This is a genomic window from Streptomyces sp. NPDC051921, assembly GCF_040680975.1.
Taxonomy (GTDB): domain Bacteria; phylum Actinomycetota; class Actinomycetes; order Streptomycetales; family Streptomycetaceae; genus Streptomyces.
The window spans coordinates 65,283-85,047 of sequence record NZ_JBFAXU010000021.1 but is presented as its reverse complement, the minus strand read 5'-3'; the positions used below and the strand labels follow the sequence as shown (position 1 = coordinate 85,047).

Annotated in this window: 18 protein-coding genes and 1 tRNA gene; 14 read left to right on the top strand and 5 right to left on the bottom strand. The window is 73.1% G+C overall.

Annotation, left to right across the window (positions count from 1 at the left end):
- Positions 1-249: 249 nt before the first annotated feature.
- Positions 250-753 (top strand): nucleoside deaminase, encoded by a 504-nt coding sequence (locus tag AB0M16_RS26110; RefSeq protein WP_365346934.1) that lies wholly within the window; start codon positions 250-252, stop codon positions 751-753.
- 78 nt (positions 754-831) lie between these two features.
- On the opposite strand, the gene AB0M16_RS26105 is transcribed toward AB0M16_RS26110, so the two are convergent.
- A complete protein-coding gene (locus AB0M16_RS26105; protein ID WP_365346932.1) occupies positions 832-2,007 on the bottom strand; it encodes a DMT family transporter in 1,176 nt (391 codons plus the stop codon).
- Positions 2,004-2,834 carry a phosphatase PAP2 family protein gene (locus tag AB0M16_RS26100; protein ID WP_365346930.1) on the bottom strand — a complete coding sequence of 277 codons (831 nt, stop codon included), beginning with the start codon at positions 2,832-2,834 and terminating at the stop codon, positions 2,004-2,006. Before AB0M16_RS26100 ends, AB0M16_RS26105 begins: the two co-directional genes overlap by 4 nt.
- Positions 2,835-3,010: 176 nt before the next feature.
- Between AB0M16_RS26100 and AB0M16_RS26095 the strand changes: the two genes are divergently transcribed.
- From AB0M16_RS26095 to AB0M16_RS26085, 3 genes are all read left to right on the top strand, one after another.
- On the top strand, positions 3,011-3,628 hold the full coding sequence (locus tag AB0M16_RS26095; protein ID WP_365346928.1) for a TetR/AcrR family transcriptional regulator C-terminal ligand-binding domain-containing protein: 618 nt from the start codon (positions 3,011-3,013) through the stop codon (positions 3,626-3,628).
- A gap of 332 nt (positions 3,629-3,960) precedes the next feature.
- On the top strand, positions 3,961-4,338 hold the full coding sequence (locus AB0M16_RS26090) for a DUF488 family protein (protein ID WP_365346926.1): 378 nt from the start codon (positions 3,961-3,963) through the stop codon (positions 4,336-4,338).
- Positions 4,339-4,502: 164 nt separating this feature from the next.
- Complete coding sequence (locus AB0M16_RS26085) at positions 4,503-5,765, top strand: cytochrome P450 (protein WP_365346924.1); 1,263 nt, start codon at positions 4,503-4,505, stop codon at positions 5,763-5,765.
- Here the strand turns inward: AB0M16_RS26085 and AB0M16_RS26080 are convergent.
- On the bottom strand, positions 5,755-6,264 hold the full coding sequence (locus AB0M16_RS26080; protein WP_365346922.1) for a DUF309 domain-containing protein: 510 nt from the start codon (positions 6,262-6,264) through the stop codon (positions 5,755-5,757). The two genes, AB0M16_RS26085 and AB0M16_RS26080, sit on opposite strands and share 11 nt — an antisense overlap.
- Positions 6,265-6,380: 116 nt before the next feature.
- Between AB0M16_RS26080 and AB0M16_RS26075 the strand changes: the two genes are divergently transcribed.
- Positions 6,381-6,454 (top strand) — tRNA-Pro (locus AB0M16_RS26075).
- Between the two features lie 83 nt (positions 6,455-6,537).
- On the opposite strand, the gene AB0M16_RS26070 is transcribed toward AB0M16_RS26075, so the two are convergent.
- The gene (locus AB0M16_RS26070; protein ID WP_365346920.1) at positions 6,538-6,888 is read right to left on the bottom strand and encodes an STAS domain-containing protein; all 351 of its coding nucleotides are present in this window, start codon (positions 6,886-6,888) and stop codon (positions 6,538-6,540) included.
- Positions 6,889-7,291: 403 nt separating this feature from the next.
- On the opposite strand from AB0M16_RS26070, the gene AB0M16_RS26065 reads away from it, so the two are divergent.
- The 3 genes from AB0M16_RS26065 (at position 7,292) to AB0M16_RS26055 (ending at position 8,862) form a co-directional block, all read left to right on the top strand.
- Positions 7,292-7,567, top strand: coding sequence for an isoamylase early set domain-containing protein (locus tag AB0M16_RS26065; protein WP_365346918.1), 276 nt, complete (start codon positions 7,292-7,294; stop codon positions 7,565-7,567).
- Positions 7,568-7,651: 84 nt separating this feature from the next.
- Positions 7,652-8,083: a hypothetical protein gene (locus AB0M16_RS26060; RefSeq protein ID WP_365346916.1), complete on the top strand. Its 432-nt coding sequence runs from the start codon at positions 7,652-7,654 to the stop codon at positions 8,081-8,083.
- Positions 8,084-8,166: 83 nt separating this feature from the next.
- The gene (locus AB0M16_RS26055) at positions 8,167-8,862 is read left to right on the top strand and encodes a DUF6766 family protein (protein ID WP_365346914.1); all 696 of its coding nucleotides are present in this window, start codon (positions 8,167-8,169) and stop codon (positions 8,860-8,862) included.
- A gap of 25 nt (positions 8,863-8,887) precedes the next feature.
- Here AB0M16_RS26055 and AB0M16_RS26050 read toward each other — a convergent pair whose 3' ends face one another.
- Complete coding sequence (locus AB0M16_RS26050) at positions 8,888-9,655, bottom strand: MBL fold metallo-hydrolase (RefSeq protein WP_365347087.1); 768 nt, start codon at positions 9,653-9,655, stop codon at positions 8,888-8,890.
- A 620-nt stretch (positions 9,656-10,275) separates the two neighbouring features.
- Between AB0M16_RS26050 and AB0M16_RS26045 the strand changes: the two genes are divergently transcribed.
- The 6 genes from AB0M16_RS26045 (at position 10,276) to AB0M16_RS26020 (ending at position 19,671) form a co-directional block, all read left to right on the top strand.
- Positions 10,276-10,866, top strand: coding sequence for a cysteine hydrolase (locus AB0M16_RS26045; protein WP_365346912.1), 591 nt, complete (start codon positions 10,276-10,278; stop codon positions 10,864-10,866).
- A 61-nt stretch (positions 10,867-10,927) separates the two neighbouring features.
- Positions 10,928-11,953, top strand: a complete 1,026-nt coding sequence (gene hypE, locus AB0M16_RS26040) for a hydrogenase expression/formation protein HypE (protein WP_365346910.1) — start codon at positions 10,928-10,930, stop codon at positions 11,951-11,953.
- A gap of 3 nt (positions 11,954-11,956) precedes the next feature.
- Positions 11,957-14,401 (top strand): carbamoyltransferase HypF, encoded by a 2,445-nt coding sequence (hypF, locus tag AB0M16_RS26035; protein ID WP_365346908.1) that lies wholly within the window; start codon positions 11,957-11,959, stop codon positions 14,399-14,401.
- Positions 14,398-15,735, top strand: coding sequence for a biotin carboxylase (locus tag AB0M16_RS26030; RefSeq protein WP_365346906.1), 1,338 nt, complete (start codon positions 14,398-14,400; stop codon positions 15,733-15,735). The genes hypF and AB0M16_RS26030 overlap by 4 nt, the downstream gene beginning before the upstream one ends.
- A 61-nt stretch (positions 15,736-15,796) precedes the next feature.
- Positions 15,797-18,397, top strand: a complete 2,601-nt coding sequence (locus AB0M16_RS26025) for an ATP-grasp domain-containing protein (protein ID WP_365346904.1) — start codon at positions 15,797-15,799, stop codon at positions 18,395-18,397.
- Positions 18,394-19,671, top strand: a complete 1,278-nt coding sequence (locus AB0M16_RS26020) for an MFS transporter (RefSeq protein ID WP_365346902.1) — start codon at positions 18,394-18,396, stop codon at positions 19,669-19,671. The genes AB0M16_RS26025 and AB0M16_RS26020 overlap by 4 nt, the downstream gene beginning before the upstream one ends.
- Positions 19,672-19,765: the final 94 nt, after the last annotated feature.

Here is a 19,765-nt window from a genome sequence, read left to right as displayed (position 1 = left end):
CGCACGCCCCCGCCACCGGCCCCTACGGAGAGGCGCACACCCCCGCAGGCGTCAGCCACGCCGCCACCCTCTTTCACGCCGCCTGCCCCCGGGCGCGAGCCGCCACGGCGGCACCGTCCACCTGAACACCACCCGGTCGCTCCGGGCCCCTTCGTCGCGGGCCGCCCGCCCCGCCGATCACCAGCGGGTGCCGCCGCCGGCACCCGCGCCGCCCGACCCCATCCCCACCCTCTCCAGAAGGAGTCACCCGTGACCACGCACACCCAGGAAGTCAGCGTCCACGAGTCCGAGCGCGCCTGGATGGAAAGGGCGATCCGGCTGGCCACCGACAGCGTCGCGAACGGCGGCGGCCCCTTCGGTGCCCTGATCGCCAAGGACGGCGAGATCGTCGCGCTCGGCAACAACCAGGTCACGTCGAATCTCGACCCGACGGCGCACGCCGAGGTGAGCGCCATCCGCGCGGCCTGCAAGGAGCTGAACACCTTCTCGCTCGAAGGCTGCGTCCTGGTCACGTCGTGCGAGCCGTGTCCGATGTGTCTCTCCTCGGCGCTCTGGGCGCGGGTCGACCGCGTGATCTTCGCCGCCGACCGGGACGACGCCGCGGTCGCCGGCTTCGACGACCGCCGCTTCTACGACCTGTTCGACAAGAAGGACTCGTCGCTGTGGCCGATGCCGGTCGAGCGCGTGGAGCTGCCGAACCGCACGGAGCCGTTCGACGCCTGGCTGGCGAAGTCGGACCGCATCGACTACTGACGCGAAGCCTCCGGGTGCATGTGCGCGGAAGCCGCGGCCGTTGTCGGCCGCGGCTTCCGCGTCGTGGGGGTCGGGCGCTCAGCGGGCGGGCTCGGGGAGCACGTCAGGAACGCCCCGGTCGTCCCGTACGGGCAGGTGCTCCGGTACGGGACGGGGGTCGGCCACGGGCGGCGACGGGGCCGGGTCGGCGGGCGCGTTCCGCCGGGGCGAGGGCATCCATCCGGCCCCGGCCGCGCCTCCGGCCTCGACTCCGGTCGCGCCCGCGGTCACCGCGCCGAGGCCGGGTGCGGTCCCGTGCCCTGGCCCGGAGCCGGGCGCCGGGACCTCGGCCGGCCCCGCCGCCGCGACCGCGGTCTGCCCCTCGGCGACCGCCTGGGCGGTGCCGGCCTCCGTCCCGAGCCCCGTGGTCAGCAGCAGCACCCCCCGCGCCGCGACCAGGGCGGCGCCGGCGGCGACGAGCCAGCCCCAGGCGCCGGCCCGGAAGGTCTCCCCGAGCAGCGCCACGCCGATGACGGCGGCGGCGGCCGGGTTGGCGATGTTGACCACCGCGAGCGGCGCGGCGAGGCCGCCACGGTACGCGGCCTGCGAGAGCAGCAGCCCGCCCACCGCGAAGGCGGCGATCAGGACCGCGAGCACCGCCGTCTGCCCCCAGCCCGACGGCCCGCCCGGGAGGTCACGGGCGAGTGCGGCGGTCAGGGTCTGGGTCAGTGCCGAGCCGACCCCGGAGGCCACGCCGGACGCGGTCGCGTGCCCGAGGCCCTGGCCCCGCGCACCCGTGCCCATCCGGGCGCGGGACCGGTGGGCCAGCACCCCGATCAGGAGCAGCGTGACGACGGTGACGACGAGGGCCTCGCGCAGGTCCAGGGCCTCGTCGGGCGCGACGGGGCCGGTCACCGCGACGAGCCCGACCAGGCCCGCCAGGGTCCACAGCGCTCCGCGCCACTCGGCCCGGCTGACCCGCCGCCGCGCTCCGTACGCGCCGATGGGCAGCGCCGCCACCAGCGTCAGCGCGCCGAGCGGCTGGACGAGGGTGAGCGGCCCGTAGTGCAGAGCGGCGACATGGGCGAGCGCGCCGCCGGCGTTGAGACCCACCGCCCACCACCACTGGGGGCGGCCGAGCAGTCGGCGCAGGGCGCCCCGGCCGCCGGTGGAGGCGGACGCGAGCCGCGACTGGGCGACGGCGGCGAGGGCGTACCCGGCGGCGGAGACGAGGGACAGGAGGACCGCGACGACGGTCCCGGCGGCGGCGTTCATCGCAGGGCTCCGGCGGTCGCGGCGGCGGTGGCCGGGGTCAGCGGCGCGAGCGGGGCGGACGGATCCGGATCGCCGTGGTGCCGCCGGTGCTGCGGCGCCGGTACGAGGAGCAGCGCGAGCGCGAGGAGGACGGTGGCGGCCAGGGCGTCGAACCAGTAGTGGTTGGCGGTGCCGACGATGACCAGCAGTGTGAGCAGCGGGTGCAGCAGCCAGAACGCGCGCCAGCGGGACCGGGTGGCCATGATCAGGCCGATCGCGACCATCAGGGCCCAGCCGAAGTGGAGCGAGGGCATCGCCGCGAACTGGTTCGCCATCGAGTCCGTCTCCGGTGTCACGCCGTACACGGAGGGGCCGTAGACCCGGGCGGTGTCGACGAGGCCGGACGCGGCCAGCATCCGCGGCGGCGCGAGCGGCATCAGCAGGTGCAGCGCGAGGGCGGCGGCGGTGAGCAGGGCGAGGACCCGGCGCGACCAGACGTAATGGGCGGGCCGGCGCCAGTAGAGCCAGCCGAGGAAGACGATCGTGGCCGGGAAGTGGACCGCCGCGTAGTAGGTGTTGGCGGCACGGATCAGGCCCTCACCGTGCAGCAGCAGCGCCTGGACGGCGCCCTCACCGGGCAGGTGCACGGCACGCTCGGCGTCCCACACGCGGTCGGCGTTGTGGAAGGCGCGGGTCTCGTGGCCGTTGGCGAAGAGCCGGCCGAACTTGTAGACGAGGAAGAGCGCGGTGACCAGCAGCAGCTCGCGCAGGAGCGGCGGTCTGGGGGTAGCCGTCGCCCCCGGTCCTGCAGGACGAGTTCTTCGTATCCCGCGTATCCCGGCAGCCATGGCTCGGCCCCTTTTTTCCGTCAATTCGGACAGCAAACGGATGAACTGTAGATCCGGATTCATCGAGACGCAAGCGTCTCGATACGTTTGCGTCTCGATTCTGCGCCCCTTACTCTCGTAGGTGCAGACACAGGTCCGGTGGGGTACGGGCTGTCGGGCCGTCCGGGAGGAAACAGATGTCCACGCAGGCCGCGACCGCCGCCGCCCGGCGCAGCAAGCTGACCCCCGAGCGCGAGGCCGAGCTCTACGAGGCGGTCATCTGTCTGCTGCGCGAGGGCGGCTACGACTCCGTCACCATGGAGGGCGTCGCCGCCCGCACCAAGTGCGGCAAGGCGACCCTCTACCGCCAGTGGGGCACCAAGCCCCGGCTCGTCACGGCCGCTCTCGGCCGGAGCCGCTGTGCCGTCTTCACCGGCATCGACACCGGCTCCCTCGTCGGCGACCTGCGCGAGGCCGCCCGCATCGCCGCCTCCCACCGCGAGCGGGACACCGAACTCATGGAGGCCGTCAGCCAGGCGTACATCCAGCACCCCGACCTGCGCGCCGCCCTGCGCGAGACCGTCATCGAGCCGGAGGTCGCCGCGCTGGACGCGATGCTCCGGCGCGCCGTCGAGCGGGGCGAGATCGCCGCCGACAACCCGGCGATCGGCTTCGTGGCCCCCTGCTTCATGGGCATGTTGCGCATCGAGCGCCTCTTCGAGGAGCGCTTCGCGGACGCCTCCGCCCTGCGGACGTTCGTGGACGCGGTACTGCTCCCGGCGCTCAAGGCCGTACCGGACGAGCCGTCGGCGTGAGGGCGTCGGCGTGAGGGGCGGCGGGGCGCGACGGCCCTGAGGCGGGCCGGGCCCGCCCGCCCGGCCCCGGCGTGACACCGAGCCCGGCCGGCCCCGGCGTGGCACCGGGCCTGCCCGGGCCCGATGTGGCACCGGTCCTGCCCGGGCCCGATGTGGCACCGAGCCCGGCGGGAATCGACGTGACACCCCGGCCCCGACGTGACACCCCGGACCCGGTGTGACACCGAGCCCGGCCGGCCCCGCGTGACACCGGGCCCCGCCCGGTGCGCGAGCGGCCCGCGGCGCGCCGACCCCGAGGTGTGGAGCGCCTGTCCTTCCGGCACCCTGAAGCCATGCCCCAGACCTCACGTCCCCAGGTCCGCACGCGACGCGTCTACGAGCCGCCCGAGCCCGACGACGGTCTGCGGGTCCTCGTCGACCGGCTCTGGCCGCGCGGCATCTCCAAGGCCGACGCGCACGTCGACGTGTGGCCGAAGGACCTGACCCCCTCCACCGAACTGCGCCGCTGGTACCACGGCGACGAGGGGGAGTTCGAGGAGTTCCGGCGCCGTTACGGCAGGGAGCTCGACGAGCCGGCCGCCGCCGAGGCCCTGACCGAGCTGCGCGCCCGCGCCGCCGAGGGCCCCGTCACGCTCCTCACGGCGGCCAAGGACCCGTCGCACAGCCACACCGCGGTCCTGACGGAGGCACTGGAAGCGGAAGCGCCGTAGGGGCGCACCGAGCGCACCTTTCCCGCCACCTCGCCGCACGCCCCTGTTCACCGGCCCGTGCCGCCGCCACCATGGCCGCACCGGGCGGCACCGCATCGCCCCGTCCCCCGTGGACCGCCCTGTCATGGCACCGCACCGCACCCGGAACCGTGAGGAGGCTCCGCGTGGACCCGGCCCAGCGGAAACGTCACGCCCAGCTCGACGAGCTCCAACGCGACCCGTACCCCCTCTACGCCCAGGCGCGCGGCACCGCCGGGCTCACCTTCGTCCCCGCCCTGGACGCCTGGCTGGTCTCGCGGGACGCCGACATCCGCGAAGTGCTGCTCCGGCCGCAGGACTTCTCCTCCGCGCAGGCCCTGCGCCCCGACGTGTCGCCCGCGCCGGCCGCGCTCGCCGTGCTGGGCGCGGGCTTCGCCGCCCGGCCCACCGTCGTGTCCACCGACGGCGCCGCGCACCGCCGCCACCGCGCGCCGCTCAACAGCGGCCTGTCCGCCGCCCGGATCGCCGCCCTCACCCCGTACGTCACCCAGCAGACGGACATGCTCGCCGAGGCCTTCGCCGCGGTGATCGCGGAGAAGGGCCGGGCGGACCTCATGGCCGACTACGCCCGCCGCCTCCCCGGCATCGTGATCGGCCGGCTGCTCGGCCTGGACCCCGCGGACGTGCCGGCCGCCGTGCACGGCTCGTACAGCGCCGAGCGGCTCCTCTTCCGGCCCCTCCCCGAGGACGAGCAGATCGCCGCGGCCAACGACGTCCTCGCCCTCCAGCACCTCCTCGACCGGTACGCCCGCGATCGCCGCGCCCGGCCGCGCGACGACCTGGTCAGCGCCCTGGTCGGCGCGCTCGCCCCCGACGCGGGACTGGGCCCGGGACCGCGCCCGCTCACCGACGACCAGCGCTGCGAACTGGTCTCGAACCTGCAGAACCTGCTCGTCGCCGGGCACCTCACCACCACCGCCCTCATCGGGACGACGGTGCTGCACCTGATGCGCCACCGTGAGCAGTGGGCGCTGCTGTGCGAACGGCCGGAGCTCGTTCCGGCCGCCGTGGAGGAGGCCGCCCGCTACGACACCGCCGTCCAGGGCTTCCGCCGTACCACCACGCGCCCGGTCACCCTCGCCGGCACCGAACTGCCCGCCGGCGCCACCGTCTTCGTCGCGTACGGCTCCGCGAACCGCGACCCGGCCCGCCATCACGAGCCGGACAGCTTCGACATCACCCGGCCCCGACCCTACTCCCGACACCTCGCCTTCGGTCACGGTCCGCACGGCTGTCCCGGCTCCCAGCTGGCCCGCGTCCAACTCCGGGCCACCCTGACGGCGTTCACCCGCCTCCTGCCCGGACTGCGGCCGGCCGACACGGCTCAGGTCCGCATGCGCCCGACCCTCATCCACCGCTCGCCGGAGGAGCTCCTCCTCACCGGCTGACCCGCAGCCGCGGAGCCTCCGCCGCGGCGTCGACGTCCCCGGCCCCGCCGCCCGCCGCCACGCGGGCGGCGAGCCCGCGCGCCCAGGCCACCACCCCGGCCGCGTCGATCCCGTACGTCTCGGCCCCGCCCCGCGCGTAATCCTCGACCCGCCCGGCCCCGCGCAGCAGCAACCGCGCCCCGCCCGTCGTGTTCCCGCGCGCCGCGTGGGTCAGCCCCACGGCGAGCTGCGCCAGGCCCTGCCACAGATCGCGCTCGCCCGCCGGACCCGACTTCCAGGCGTCCTCGAACACCTCGTGGGCGTGGAACGGCATCCCGGCGTCCAGCAACCGCTGGGCCTCCCGCACCGTCCCCGCAGGCCCCCGCACCACTCCCTCGGGCTGCCGGGCCACTCCCTCCGCCCCGTACGCCAACGGCCTCCCCAGCCCGTCCCGCGGCCGCGCACTGCGCGCCCGCCCCTCCTGATCGCGGTCCCGGTGCCGTTCCTGTTCGCTCTCCACCCCTCCATTGTCGGCCGCGCCCTTCGGTCACACCCCGTGTGGTGATCCACCCCGTGAAGTGAGGTAATGTTCTCTTGCACGCCGCCGCCGGACACGAACCGGAGGCGATCGGGCACCGGGACGTGGCGCAGCTTGGTAGCGCACTTGACTGGGGGTCAAGGGGTCGCAGGTTCAAATCCTGTCGTCCCGACTTGTAGAAGTCGCAGGTCAAGGGCCGTTTCAGAGAAATCTGAAACGGCCCTTTGATCGTTTTCGGGGCCCGTGGAGGGCCGGTCACGAGTCGACGGCGGGCTGGAGCGGGAAGAGCGCGGCCGTGCCGGTCAGCTCCAGCAAGCGCAGCATCTGGTGGCTGGGGGCGGCGAGGCTGAGGGTGTGGCCGGTGCGCAGGGCGGCTTCGCGTGCCCGAATGAGGGCGTTGAGGCCGGCGGAATCGCAGAAGGACGAGTTGCTCAGGTCCACGACGATCTTCGTCGAGGGCTGCGCGTCGGACAGGGCCGTCGTGATCAGATTCTCCAGCTCACCCGCGTGGTGCAGGTCGATCTCACCGGACACGTGGACGACGGTTGAGGTGTGCGCGTCATCGTCGGCCTCGCGATGCGTCGGTGAGCCGAACTCGGGAGTCATGTGAGGCCTCCTCACTCCTGCTCGGCGCCGCCGTCGAGCGGGGCCCCTTCCGTGGTCCCCGGCGTCGGCGTCGAAACCGGACGTCTGGCTTCTGCCCGCGCGGCCGTCGGCGACACCCGGAAGCCGGCCCGGATGCCCCGGCCGCAGACCGGTGTCGGCCCCGGGGGCCAGGAGGAGGTGGGCGAGCGGCTCGCGGCGCGCGGGCTCGTACGACGTGTCCGGCGGGCGACCGACAGCCCGCGCGGAGGAGCGGCCACGAGGCGCCGGTCCGCGGGTGGCTTCGCCCCGGCCTCCAGGTGAGTGACGGTCTCGCTTCCGGCGGCGTGGGGGCGGGCACGGGCGGGGCGCACCGTGCGAGGGTGCTCGCCTCTGCCCGTTCCCCACCCGTCAGGAGTCGTGCCAGGTGCTCGAACGCAAACAGCTCAAGGGCCGTACGCAGGTCACCTTCGTCCTTCCCGCCGACAGCCCGGAGGGTCCGGTCAGCGTCGTGGGGGACTTCAACCACTGGAACCCCGCCGCACACCCACTGCAGGTCCGGGGAGACGGCATGCGCGCGGCCACGGTCGTCCTGCCCGCGCACAGCGGCCACTCCTTCCGCTACCTGGCCGCCGGCGACCACTGGTTCGACGACGACCAGGCCGACGGCCATGACGGCACCAACAGCCGTGTCAACACCTGACGAGAGGCGCCCGGAACCGGGCGCCGAGCTGGAGTCCGGGAGGAAGCGGGCACCGCGCGACCCGCTGGCCGTCCCCGGCGCGAAGTGACCCGATCGCCGCACCGGACGGCCGGCCGGCCCTGGGGCGGGCTGCTCCTGTCGGTCGCGGCGGTGCTCGCGGCGACCGGGTGCGGCGCCCCCGCGGCACGCCAGGACGCCGCGGCTGCGGCGGCAGCCGCCTTCGAAGCCGCAGTGGCGGCCGGCGACCACGTCCGGGCCTGCGCACTGCTGGCTCCGCAGACCCGTCAGCAGCTGGAGCAGGGCGAGCAGGCGGCGTGCCCCACCGCCTTCGCGGCGCAGGAGTTGCCCCGGACGCGCGGGATCCGGGGCGTCGAGGCGTACGGGCGGCAGGCGAGGGTGCGGATGGCGGGTGACACCCTGTTCCTGTCGCTGTTCACCGCCGGCTGGAAGGTGGTGGCCGCCGGATGCACGCCGCGGCCCGACCGGCCCTACGACTGCCTGGTCAAGGGGGCGTGAAGCATGCGGATCCTCTTCGTCACCACCCTGGTGGTCATCCTCGGCGGGATCGGCTACTTCATCACCATCGGGGTGCTCCAGCGATGACCGACAGCCGCGAGACGCGCAGGGGGTTCTGGCGGGAGAACAGCCTGACCCTGGCCTTCGGCATCGCCTTCCTGGTGGTGCTCGCGTGCCAGGCCGTCGCCGGGCACGCCGAGTTCAACGAACAGATGACGGTCGAGGGCCTCCAGCCGCTCGGCTTCGGCGAGTACCTGACGTCCTCGGACTTCGCCGTGGACGTCAGCGAGAACTGGCAGTCGGAGTTCCTGCAGTTCTTCCTCTACATCTTCGGCACCGTCCACCTCGTCCAGCGAGGCTCCCCGGAGTCCAAGAAGGTCCACAAAGCCGGTAGCGAAAGCGAGCAGGAGCAACGCATGGGTGACCACGCGCGCGCCGACTCGCCGCGCTGGGCGGGCACCAAGGACTGGCGCCAGACCCTCTACGCCCGTTCCCTCGGCACGGTCATGGGCACGCTGTTCGTCCTGTCCTGGCTGGCGCAGTCCATCGCCGGCACGGCCGCGTACAACGACCGGCAGCTCCGTCAACTCGAGGATCCCGTCAGCTGGGCCGGCTACGTGGCCACCCCCGACTTCTGGAACCGCACCCTGCAGAACTGGCAGTCCGAGCTCCTCGCCGTCGCCGCCATGGTCGTCCTGTCCATCTACCTCCGCCAGCGCGGCTCCCCGGAGTCCAAGCCGGTCGGCGCCGCCCACACCACCACCGGCATCGAAGGCTGAGCGGTCCCGGCGGCATCGGGCTCCCTCAGCGGGCGATGAACGGCTCGGTCAGGTGCGGTGTCGCGAGATGGAAGGTGCCGGCCACCCGCTGGTGGAGCACCCGTTCCCTTGAGGTCCTTGCCCGGGCGGCGTCCATCTCGTGGGCGTAGGCGAGTTCGGGGTGGAGCAGCTGGACCGCGTGCACGAGCAGGTCCCCCGTGACGGCGACCAGGTCGCGACCGGACTCGACGAGCACGCTCTGGTGCCCGGGTGTGTGCCCGGGCGTGGCGTACACGCGTTCGCCGCCGCACAGCGGGGCGTCGCCGTCGAGCAGCCGTAGCTGATCGGTCTTCCGGAGCGGGTCGATCACGGCGGTCCGCAGCTGCGGGTTGATCTCCTCGACCGCGTCGAGCTCCGCCCGCTGCAACAGGTATGCGGCGTTCGGGAAGTAGGGTCGCGCCTGCTCGCCGCCGACGACGGCCCAGCCCACGTGATCGGTGTGGAGGTGCGTGAGCACCACGGTGTCCACGTCGGACGGCTCGATGCCCGCCGCGGCCAGCGAAGCCGGGAGCGCCCCGGGCACGGGTGCCCAGGAGGCCGCCGGGCTGTCGGCCGGCCCGATCCCGGCATCGATCAGCGTCACCCCCCGGTCGCCGCGGATCGCGAACGCGCGGAACCGGAGCCACCAGCTCCCGTCGGCGTCCAGCGCGCCCGGATCGAACCGGTCGGCCGCCGCCCACTGCTCGGCGGTGGCATCGGGGAACGCCTCGGACCTGGGGGAGAAGAAGGGCCCCGCGCCGTCGGCGAGGGCGATGACCGTGTACGGGCCGACCTGGAGGGACGGGGGCGTCCCGCGGCGGCGTGCGTCCGGCGTGACCGGGGCGTGCCAGGTGCGCGGAGGGGTGGTGAGCGACGACTCGCCCGGAGCAGGTAACACGCGTGGATGGCTTTCCGGTGGTGGGTGGGGCGGTCGCTGTGCGTGTGCGCGACGGTACGGAGACGACTCGCTCGATCCGTCGAGATCATCACGTGCCCGGCTCCCCAGGTCAAGGCCCGGGGCGGAGACCGTCGCGGCCGGAGCCCCCGCGGCGCGACCGCCCGCCGGCGCCTGTCCCGCCGCGACCCGCCCCGACGGCCTCGCGAAGTCTCCACGCAATCCCCAACTGCGTGGTGTTGTTGACGCGTTCATGGAGGATATGTAAATCTCTGCCCCGCCTGAGGATCTCCGACACTCCGCCTCGGGTCGCACGTGACCGACCAACACTTTGCGCCGGGAAGGGCTGCCCCTCTCAATCAGTAGTGTCCGGGCCGCTCTTGATGGAGCGTCACCCTTTCTGTCTGCCACCAGCATTCATGGCTGCTTCGGCCTGCCCTCCACCACCCGTGGACGGGCCGGCCGCGCTCAGCCGTGCTCCGAACCACACGAGGATTCGCATGGGCAACATCGCCGTACTCACCAACGACCTGCAGGCCGACGTCGTCCACAAGACGCCCGAGCGGACCGCCGCCATGGCCGAGGCGCAGCCCCGTTTCGTCCACTTCCTTGAGGAGATGCGCCGCCGCGGACACGGCATCTACCACCTCCAGCTGGTGAACCTGCCCGACGACCCCAACGTGGAGCGGGACTTCGACGGAACCCTGCCGCTGCAGCGCGGCAGCGAGGGCGCGGCCATCCTGCAGGACTTCCTCGACCCCTCGGACACCGTCGTCGAGAAGAACAAGGACAGCGGTTTCTACGAGACCGAACTGCACGACCTGCTCCAGAAGAACGGCGTGGACACCGTGCTCGTCACCGGGCTGCAGACGCAGATCTGCGTCCAGACGACCGCCGCCGACGCGTTCTTCCGCGGATACAACATCTGGGTCCCCTCCGACTGCGTGGTCTCCGGCGACCCCGAGGCGCGCGACCGGTCCCTCGAGTGGCTCAGCGGCTACTGCGCCACCGTCGCGGACTCCGAGGCCATCCTGGCCACGCTCGACAGCGAGGGCGACCTGCCCCGCAAGGTCGTCAAGATCCTCCCGTAACACCTCCCTTCCGAAGCGCAGTCAGCGCCCCACCCCCACCACGCCCCGAAGGGAAACCCCGATGACCACCCCCGCAACCGACCTCGGTGAAGTGGTACTCGACCACGGCAGCGGCACCCAGCTCAGCCACGAACTGCTCGCCCTGATCGTGGAGACGCTCGGCGACGTCTACATCGGCGAGATGGAGGACAGCGCGATGCTGCCCGTCTCCACCGCGCAGATCGCCATGACCACCGACTCGTTCGTCGTCGACCCGCCGTTCTTCGGCAACGGCGACATCGGCAAGATCGCGGTCTGCGGGACGGTCAACGACCTCGCCGTGGTCGGCGCCAAGCCGCTCTACCTCACCCTGGGCATGATCCTGGAGACCGGCCTGCCGATCGCGCGCCTGGTGCAGGTCCTCACCTCGATCCGGGAGACCGCACGAGAGGCCGGCGTCCAGATCGTCTGCGGCGACACCAAGGTCGTGCGCAAGGGCGAAGCGGACCAGATCTACCTCAACACCGCCGGGGTGGGGGTGTTCGAGCGGACTCCGCTGAGGATGCGCAACGTCAGGCCCGGCGACCGGGTGATCCTCAGTGGCCCGATCGGCAACCACACGGTCCACCTCCTCTCCATCCGCGAGGGACTGGGATTCGAGCAGCGCGTCCTGAGCGACTGCGCCCCGGTCAACGGCATGCTCGACGAGCTCTTCGCGGCCGTCGACGAGGGCGACGTGCGTTCCGTCCGGGACGTCACCCGGGGCGGCCTCGCAGCCGTCCTGCACGAGTACGCGGAGGCCGTCGACCGCACCATCCGGATCGAGCAGGAGGCGCTCCCGATCCAGTTCGAGACCCTCATGGCCACGGACATGCTGGGCATCAACCCGATCCACTCCGCGAACGAGGGATGCGTCTGCCTCTTCGTGGACCCCTCCGCCGAGCAGAAGGTCCTCGACGCCCTGCGCTCCCACACCTACGGAGTCGGCGCCGTCGCCATCGGCGAGGTCACCGAGCAGGACGGCGCGCTCGTCCTCATGCGGGACGCCGAGGGCCGGGACTCCGTCGTCGAGGAACTGCTGGGCGCCGAACTCCCGCGGCTCTGCTGACCCATGACCACCACCGAACAGGATGTGAGCGGAGGCACCCGACAGGGTGACTCCGCCACGACCGCGAGCGGAGCCGCCGGAGAACCCGGCGCCACGCCCGTACGTCGTCTCGCCCGTGTCACCGGAGTGGTCCAGGGCGTCGGATACCGGCCCTTCGTCTACAAGGCGGCACTCACGCACGGTCTGACGGGATGGGTCCTCAACGACCCGGAGGGCGTGCTCACCGAGGTGACCGGCCCGCGCGCAGCCGTGGAGGCGTTCCTCGCGGCTCTGACCGACCAGGCGCCGCCGCAGGCCCGGGTCACCGGAGTCCGGGTCGAGGAGCTGCCCGTAGCGGCCGACCCGCCGGCCGAGTTCGTCATCCGGACGAGCGTCCACACCGGCAGCAAGGACACCATCGTCCCCGCCGACGGCCACGTGTGCGCGGACTGCCTCGCCGAGCTGCGCGACCCGGCGGACCGCCGGTACCGCTACCCCTTCATCAACTGCACCAACTGCGGACCGCGTTACTCCATCGTCCAGGCGCTGCCGTACGACCGGGCGCAGACCACCATGGCGGACTTCACCATGTGCGCCGCCTGCGCGGGCGAGTACGGCGATCCGCTCGACCGCCGCTACCACGCCCAGCCCAACGCCTGCCCGGACTGCGGCCCCCAGCTCCTCGCGGCCGACGCCGCGGGGAACCTGCGGCAGGGTGAGGCGGCCCTGGCCTCGGCGCTGACGGCGCTGCGGGAGGGGAGGGTCGTCGCGGTCAAGAGCGTCGGAGGCTTCCACCTCGCGGTGGACGCCCGTGACGAGGCGGCCGTGCGCGGACTCCGAGCGGGGAAGCGCCGCGACTCCAAGCCCTTCGCCGTCATGGCCCGCGACCTGGAGACCGCGGCCGGCTTCGCCGAGATCGGACCGGTCGAGGCGGACCTGCTCACCTCGTCCTCACGGCCCATCGTCCTCGCCCGCAAGAAGACCGGTGGGCTGCCCGAGGCGATCGCCCCCCGCAACCCCAACATCGGCGTGATGCTGCCCTCCGCGCCCCAGCACCATCTGCTGCTGGCCGAGGAAGGCCTGGACACGCTGGTCATGACCAGCGGGAACATCTCGGGGTACCCGATCGCGTACCGCAACGAGGAGGCGCTGGAGCACCTCTTCGCCATCGCGGACGTGATCCTCTACAACGACCGCGACATCGAGATCAGGGTCGACGACTCGCTCGTACGCTGCTCCACCCACCCCGAGCTCGACGGCCCCCTGGTCAGCTTCCTGCGCAGGGCCCGCGGCTACGCCCCCTACCCCGTCGAGGTGGGCGTCGAGCTGGGACCGATGGTCGCCTTCGGCGCCGAGCTGAAGACCACCGTGGCGCTCTCCCGCGGCACCCGGGTCTATCTGAGCCAGCACATCGGCGACCTGAAGAACGACGAGACGTGGGAGTCCCACCAGCAGACGGCCCGACACCTGGCCGGACTGCACGCGCTGACACCCCGTGACGCGGCCGTGGACCTGCACCCGCAGTTCCGCGCCACGAGGCTGGCGCTGAAGGAGGAGGGCGCCGGCTACGACCGCGTCGTCCAGGTGCAGCACCACCACGCGCACATGGCCTCCTGCATGGCGGAGAACCGGCTGACCGGCCGGACCCTGGGCGTGGTGTTCGACGGGGCCGGCTACGGCCCCGACGGCACCACGTGGGGAGGGGAGTTCCTGCTCGGGAGCTACCGGGAGGCCCGCAGGGTCGCCCACCTGCGCACCGTCCCCCTGCTGGGCGGCGACCGCGCGGTCAAGGAACCCGTCAGGACCGGCTTCGCGCTGGCCCTGGACGCCCTGGGCGACCCGCAGGCCGTCGTGAGTGCGTTCCCGGTGCTCGGACGCTGGGACGAACAGCAACTGCACGTCTTCGTCACCATGGCACGGCGGGGCGTCAACGCGCCGCTCGCCTCCAGCATGGGCCGGCTGTTCGACGGCGTCGCCGCACTGCTGGACGTCACCACGCACGCCGAGTACGAGGCGCAGGGGCCGATCGAACTGGAGGGACTGCTCGCCAGGGACCTCTCCATGGCGGCCCCGGAGCTGCGGTACCGCTTCGGAGTCGACGACACCGGAGAAACGGTCGAGATCGACCCCAGGCCCGTGGTGCGGGCCCTGGCCCGCGATCTCGCCGACGGCCTCGACCTCGCGGAGATCAGCAGACGGTTCCACTCGGGCGTCGTCGACATGGTCGTCGAGCGCTGCCGGGCCGTCCTCGAGACCGAGGGGGCGGACGCCTTCGCGCAGGTGGTGCTCTCCGGCGGGGTCTTCCTCAACGAGTTCCTGCTCGTGAACTGCCTGGTGGAACTGCGACGCGCCGGTTTCCGCGCGTACTGCCAGCAGCAGGTCCCCACCAACGACGGGGGCATCGCGCTGGGGCAGATCATGGTGGCCCACGCGCGGCTCACGGCCTCCGACGAGGAGCCGCGCGGATGAACGGACGCGAGGGCACGGAACCGGATCACGTCGTGGTCCTGCACCGGTGGCGGGACCGGCACGCCCGGTACGCCGCCTACCTCGACCACCGGGCCCACCGGGTCACGTACGTCACGACGGAACTGGGCCGCTCCTCCGTACCGGAGGACGCGGCGGCCGTACGGACCGTCGGCGCGACGGACGACCCCGTCGAGACCCGGGCAGCCGTCGCCGAGCTGGTCGAACGGTTCGGCCCGCCGAGCCGCCTGGTGGCACTCAACGAGGGCGATCTCGACAACGCGGCCGCGTTGCGCAGCGCCTTCGGGCTGCCGGGCCAGACCCCGGCGGAGCTGGAGCGGTTCCGCGACAAGCTGACCATGGTCCGGCTGGTCGACGCCGCCGGTGTGCGGGTGCCGGCCTACGCCGACGCCGACACGGCCGAGGACGTGCGGGCCTTCGCCGAGCGCCACGGTTGGCCGGTGGTGGTCAAGCCGCGGCGCGGCACCGCCAGCAGAGGGGTGCTCCCGCTGCGCTCGGAGGCCGAACTCGACGCCCACGCGGAGGTCTTCCTGCCGCACCGGCACGAGCCGCGCATCGTGCAGTCCTTCGTCGCCGACCCGGTCCTGCACGTCGACGGGCTCTGGACCGGCGCCGCGCTGGGCGCCTGGCGGGCCTCGCGGTACGTCAACAACTGCGAGGAGTTCACCAAGGGCAGCTTCCTCGGATCGGTCGAGGTGGACGACCCCGAGGTCCTCGGACCGCTGGCCGACTTCACCGCCGCCGCGGCCGAGGCGCTCGGTGACGGCCGCCCCTGGGTGTTCCACATGGAGGTGTTCCTGGGCCAGGCCCCCGACGGCTCTCCCCGACCGGTCTTCCTGGAGGCGGGAGCCCGGGTCGGGGGAGGGGAGATCCCCTTCGTGTGGCGCGAGGTGCACGGCCTCGACCTCATGGCCGCGGCCGCGGACATCCAGCTGGGCCGTCGGCCCGCCGTGCCCGCCGTCGGGCCGGGGGCCGCCGCCTCCGTCGGGCCGGGGTCCGCCGACACCACGCCCGCCCCTCCCGCGCAGGACGCGACGGCCGCGCTCGGCCGCGCGACCGCCGGCTGGCTGCTGGTGCCGCTCCCCGTTCCGCCCCCCTGCGAGGTCACCGCGGTCAGCTGGGCCACGGCGGCCGGCGAGAGCGGCCCGTACGCACAGGTGGTGCCCGGACCCGGCCAGGTGGTCCCCGCCGTGGGCGGCTACGAGCACGTCGCCGCGCGGTTCCGGTTCCGCGGACCGTCCAGCCGGTCCGTCGAGGCCGCCATCCGCAAGACCGCGGAGTCCTTCGCCATGAGCTGCCGCCCCCGGCCCTGCTGACTCCCCCCACGACAGAAAGTGTGAACTTCGCATGCAAGAGCGCCGCCCCCGACTCGTGGTCGTGGGAAGCCGACTCAAGGCCTACCGCGAGTACGCGATGGCCTCCCTGGCCCGCGAGTACGACATCTCCCTGGTGACCTCCCAGGACCTCACCTGGGAGAAGCCCTACGTCTCCGCCTTCCGGATCGCCGACACCACCCGGGCGGAGACCCTGCGCGCGGCGGTCGAGGAACTGCACGCGGAAGCGGCCGAGGCCGACCGTGACGGCTCTCGGGCGGGCCTGTTCACCTGGGACGAACTCTCCTTGATCGCCACGGCCAGGGTCGCCGAGGAGCTCGGCCTGCCGCACCTCTCCGCCGCGGCGGCCGAGGCGTGCCGCGACAAGTACGCCACCCGGTCCCTGCTCGACCGGGCCGGCCTGCCCGGCGTCCGGCACCGTCTCGTCCACAGCGCGGCGGAGGCGTCCGCCGGCGCGGCCGAGATCGGCTACCCGGTCGTGCTCAAGCCCCGCTCCCTCGCCGGGAGCATGGGGGTGACACTGGTGCGCGACGCGTCCGAACTGGCCGAGGCCTACCGACAGGTGGCGGGCACCGCGTTCCCCGGTATCCCCACCGAGCAGGGCGTGCTGGTCGAGGAGTACCTGACCGGGCCGGAGATCAGTGTCGACAGCTGTGTGGTCGACGGCGAGGCGGAGCCGGTGTTCGTCGCCCGCAAGCGCCTGGGCTTCGACCCGTTCTTCGAGGAGGTCGGCCACCTCATCGGGCCCTGGCGGCACGAGGCGTGGGCCGAGGAGGTCGAGACCCTGGTCAAGGCGGCCCACCGGGCCCTGGGCGTCGACCGGGGCATCACCCACACCGAGATCCGCCTGACCCCCTCCGGCTGCCGCCTCATCGAGCTCAACGGGCGCCTCGGCGGCGACCTCATCCCGTACCTCGGCACGCTCGCCCGAGGGATCGACCTCACGCTCGCCGGGGCCGCCCTGGCCGCCGGCCGCACGCCGGACCTCTCGCCCCGGCACGAGGGGTGCGCCGAGGTGCGCTTCCTCTACCCGCCGCACGACGGCGTCCTGGAGCGGCTCGACCTCGGGCACGCCGCCGAGGTCCCCGGAGTGACGGACGTCGTGCCGCTCGCCGGCCCCGGCGACGAACTGCTGCTGCCGCCGCAGGCGCTCACCCCGCGGACCGCCGCCCTGATCGCGGCCGGCCCGGACGAGCGTGCCTGCACCACGGCGCTCGACCGGGCGGAGGCGGAGATCCGGCCGGTCCTCGGCGGCTCCCCCCTCGACGGTCTCGGCGCGCTCATGGAGAACCCGGTCACCCGGCGCTACCTGTCGACCGAGCGGGAGCAGGCGGACATGGTCGTCCCGGAGCTGCGCAACGAGTGGAACAGCTACGGAGCGGGCGGCGGCAAGGCGCTGAACCGTCCCGTCTTCCTCGACGCCTCCGACCGGGTCACACTCGAAGCCGACCTCAACGGCCTGTTCGAGCTGCTGACCACCATCCCCGACCGTCTCTTCGACGGCGACCGCAGGGCCTTCGCCCGCGCCGTCGGCATGACGGACACCCAGGTCGACCTGGTCATGCGCGGGGCGGGGCGTCGGATGCCCGCCATGTCCCGGGCGGACATGTACCGCGAGCCGGGCGGCTTCAAGCTGATGGAGCTCAACACCGGCAGCTCCCTCGGCGGCTGGCAGATGGGCGAGTTCTCCCGGCCGGCCGACCGCAACAGGGCTTTCCAGGACTTCGTCCACGCCGAGCGGCTGACGCATCCGGACCCCATCGGCCGGATCGCCGACGTGCTGCGCGCCGAGGCCGCCGACGCGGGGTTCGACCTGCCTGCCCGCCCGGTCCTCGCCCTCACCGAGTGGCCCGACGGATACACCTACACCAAGCCGTGGCTGGACTTCGTCGTCCCCGACTGGCTGCGGCACGGCTTCGACGCCGTGGTGTGCAGCCTCGCCGAGTTCGAGTACCGCGACGGCGTCCCCCACGTCCACGGACGCAAGGTCGACGTGGTGTACCGGATCTTCCTCCCCGGGGAGATGGCCGACGAGCAGCGCAGCCGCGACCTGGTCGACCCGCTCCTCGACGCCGTGCACGCGGGGCACACCTTCCTGTTCGCCGGACTGGACTGCGAGCTGTACGGCAACAAGGGCAGCCTCGCCATGCTCAGCGACGAGCGGAACCGGAGCGCCTTCACGGCCGACGAACTCGCCCTGGTGGAACGGATCCTGCCCTGGACCCGGTTCCTGCGCGACGAGACCGTGCACCGCTCCGGCGCCACCGTGGACCTGCTCCCGTACGTCCTGGCGAACAAGGACGAGCTCGCGCTCAAGCCCACGCTGCTGTACGGCGGGGTCGGCGTCATCCCGGGCTGGACGGTCAGCCAGGAGGAATGGGAGGAGCACATCAGGGGCGCGGTCGGCGGACCGTTCGTCGTCCAGCAGCGCGTGCTGCCCGTCGCGGAGCGCTTCGCGGCCGAGGACGGACCCGGATTCACCCGCATGGTCGTCGCCTACGGCGTGCTGATGGTCGGCGGGTCCTACGCCGGCATGCTGGTGCGCGGCACGCCCGACCCGCGGGTCGGCATCGTCAGCATGTCCAACGGGGCCCAGATCGGCTGCTGCTACCACGTCACCGGCGAGCCCGGGGGCGAGGCGTGAGCGCCCCGCGGCCCGGCGGACTGTGGCGGGACGGCGAGTTCCTGAAGCTGTGGGGCGGCGAGTCGGTCTCCCTGATGGGTGCTCAGATCACCCAGCTCGCACTGCCGCTGGCCGCCGTCTACCAGTTCCAGGCGTCGTCCACCCAACTCGGACTCCTCAACGCGGCCGGCTTCGCGCCCTTCCTCGGGGCGACCCTCTTCATCGGGGTCTGGGTCGACCGCCGGCGCCGCAGACCCCTGATGATCTGGAGCAACGTCGGGCGGGGACTGCTCGTGGCGAGCGTGCCGCTGTGCGCCTTCCTGGACCTGCTGAGGATCGAGTACCTGTACCTGACGGCGCTGCTCGTCGGCCTGCTGACCGTCGTGTTCGACGTCGCGTACCAGTCCTACCTGCCCTCGCTGATCAAGCGGGAGCATCTGGTGGAGGGCAACAGCAAGCTGCAGGCCAGCAGTTCCCTGGCCCAGATCGGCGGACCCGGCTTCGCCGGACTCCTCGTCGGGTGGCTGACGGCACCGGTCGCCCTGCTCGCCAACGCCTTCTCGTACGCCGTCTCCGTGGCGAGCCTGCTGGCCATCCGGCGGCCGGAGCCCGCCCCGGACGTCCCGGACGAGAAGACCTCCACCGCGCGGAGCATCGCCGAGGGGCTGGGCGTCGTGCTGCGCAACGGCTCCATCCGGGCGATCGCCCTGGAGGCCGGCACCTACAACTTCTGCTGGATGTCCCTGCAGACCGTGTTCGTGCTGTACGCGGCGCGGGAACTGGGCATGAACCCCGGCACCATCGGGCTCGTCCTGGGCGTGGGCGCCGTCGGATCACTGACCGGCGCCGTCGCCGCGACGTGGCTGAAGAACCGGCTCGGACTCGGCCGGGCCGTGGTCGCCGAACTCGTGCTGTGCTGCGCCGCCCCGCTCCTCATCCCGCTGGCGCCCGGGACGGGGCCGCTCTCGTACGCGATGTACGTCACGGCCTTCGCCTGCTGCGGTGTCGGCTCGACGATGTCGACCATCCACGTCGTGAGCCTGCGCCAGGCGATCACCCCCGACCGCCTGCTGGGCCGGGTCAACGCGGGCTGCCGGTTCATCGCGTGGGGACCGCTGCCGCTCGGAGCCCTGGTCGGCGGACTCCTCGGCGACGCGATCGGCCTGCGCAACACCCTGTACGTGACGGCCTTCGGTTTCCTGACGGCCCTCCTGTGGATCGTGTTCTCGCCCGTGCCCCAGCTGAAGGACTTCCCCGCCCAGCCGACCCCGGAGCCGGTCGACGAGAGGGCGTGACCCGCCCCCTTCCGGTGTTCCACCGCGCGGCGGCGTCCGCCCCGGCCCTCCCGGGGCCCCGTCCCGCGCAGGAGCCCTCCACGGCTCCTCGTCA

Excerpts from the sequence above, each read along its gene's own strand:
- AB0M16_RS26105 (WP_365346932.1), bottom strand. The coding sequence starts at position 2,007 with ATGAACGCCGCCGCCGGGACCGTCGTCGCGGTCCTCCTGTCCCTCGTC.
- AB0M16_RS26100 (WP_365346930.1), bottom strand. The coding sequence starts at position 2,834 with ATGGCTGCCGGGATACGCGGGATACGAAGAACTCGTCCTGCAGGACCG.
- AB0M16_RS26095 (WP_365346928.1), top strand. The coding sequence starts at position 3,011 with ATGTCCACGCAGGCCGCGACCGCCGCCGCCCGGCGCAGCAAGCTGACC.
- AB0M16_RS26090 (WP_365346926.1), top strand. The coding sequence starts at position 3,961 with ATGCCCCAGACCTCACGTCCCCAGGTCCGCACGCGACGCGTCTACGAG.
- AB0M16_RS26070 (WP_365346920.1), bottom strand. The coding sequence starts at position 6,888 with ATGACTCCCGAGTTCGGCTCACCGACGCATCGCGAGGCCGACGATGAC.
- AB0M16_RS26055 (WP_365346914.1), top strand. The coding sequence starts at position 8,167 with ATGACCGACAGCCGCGAGACGCGCAGGGGGTTCTGGCGGGAGAACAGC.
- AB0M16_RS26045 (WP_365346912.1), top strand. The coding sequence starts at position 10,276 with ATGGGCAACATCGCCGTACTCACCAACGACCTGCAGGCCGACGTCGTC.
- hypE (WP_365346910.1), top strand. The coding sequence starts at position 10,928 with ATGACCACCCCCGCAACCGACCTCGGTGAAGTGGTACTCGACCACGGC.
- hypF (WP_365346908.1), top strand. The coding sequence starts at position 11,957 with ATGACCACCACCGAACAGGATGTGAGCGGAGGCACCCGACAGGGTGAC.
- AB0M16_RS26030 (WP_365346906.1), top strand. The coding sequence starts at position 14,398 with ATGAACGGACGCGAGGGCACGGAACCGGATCACGTCGTGGTCCTGCAC.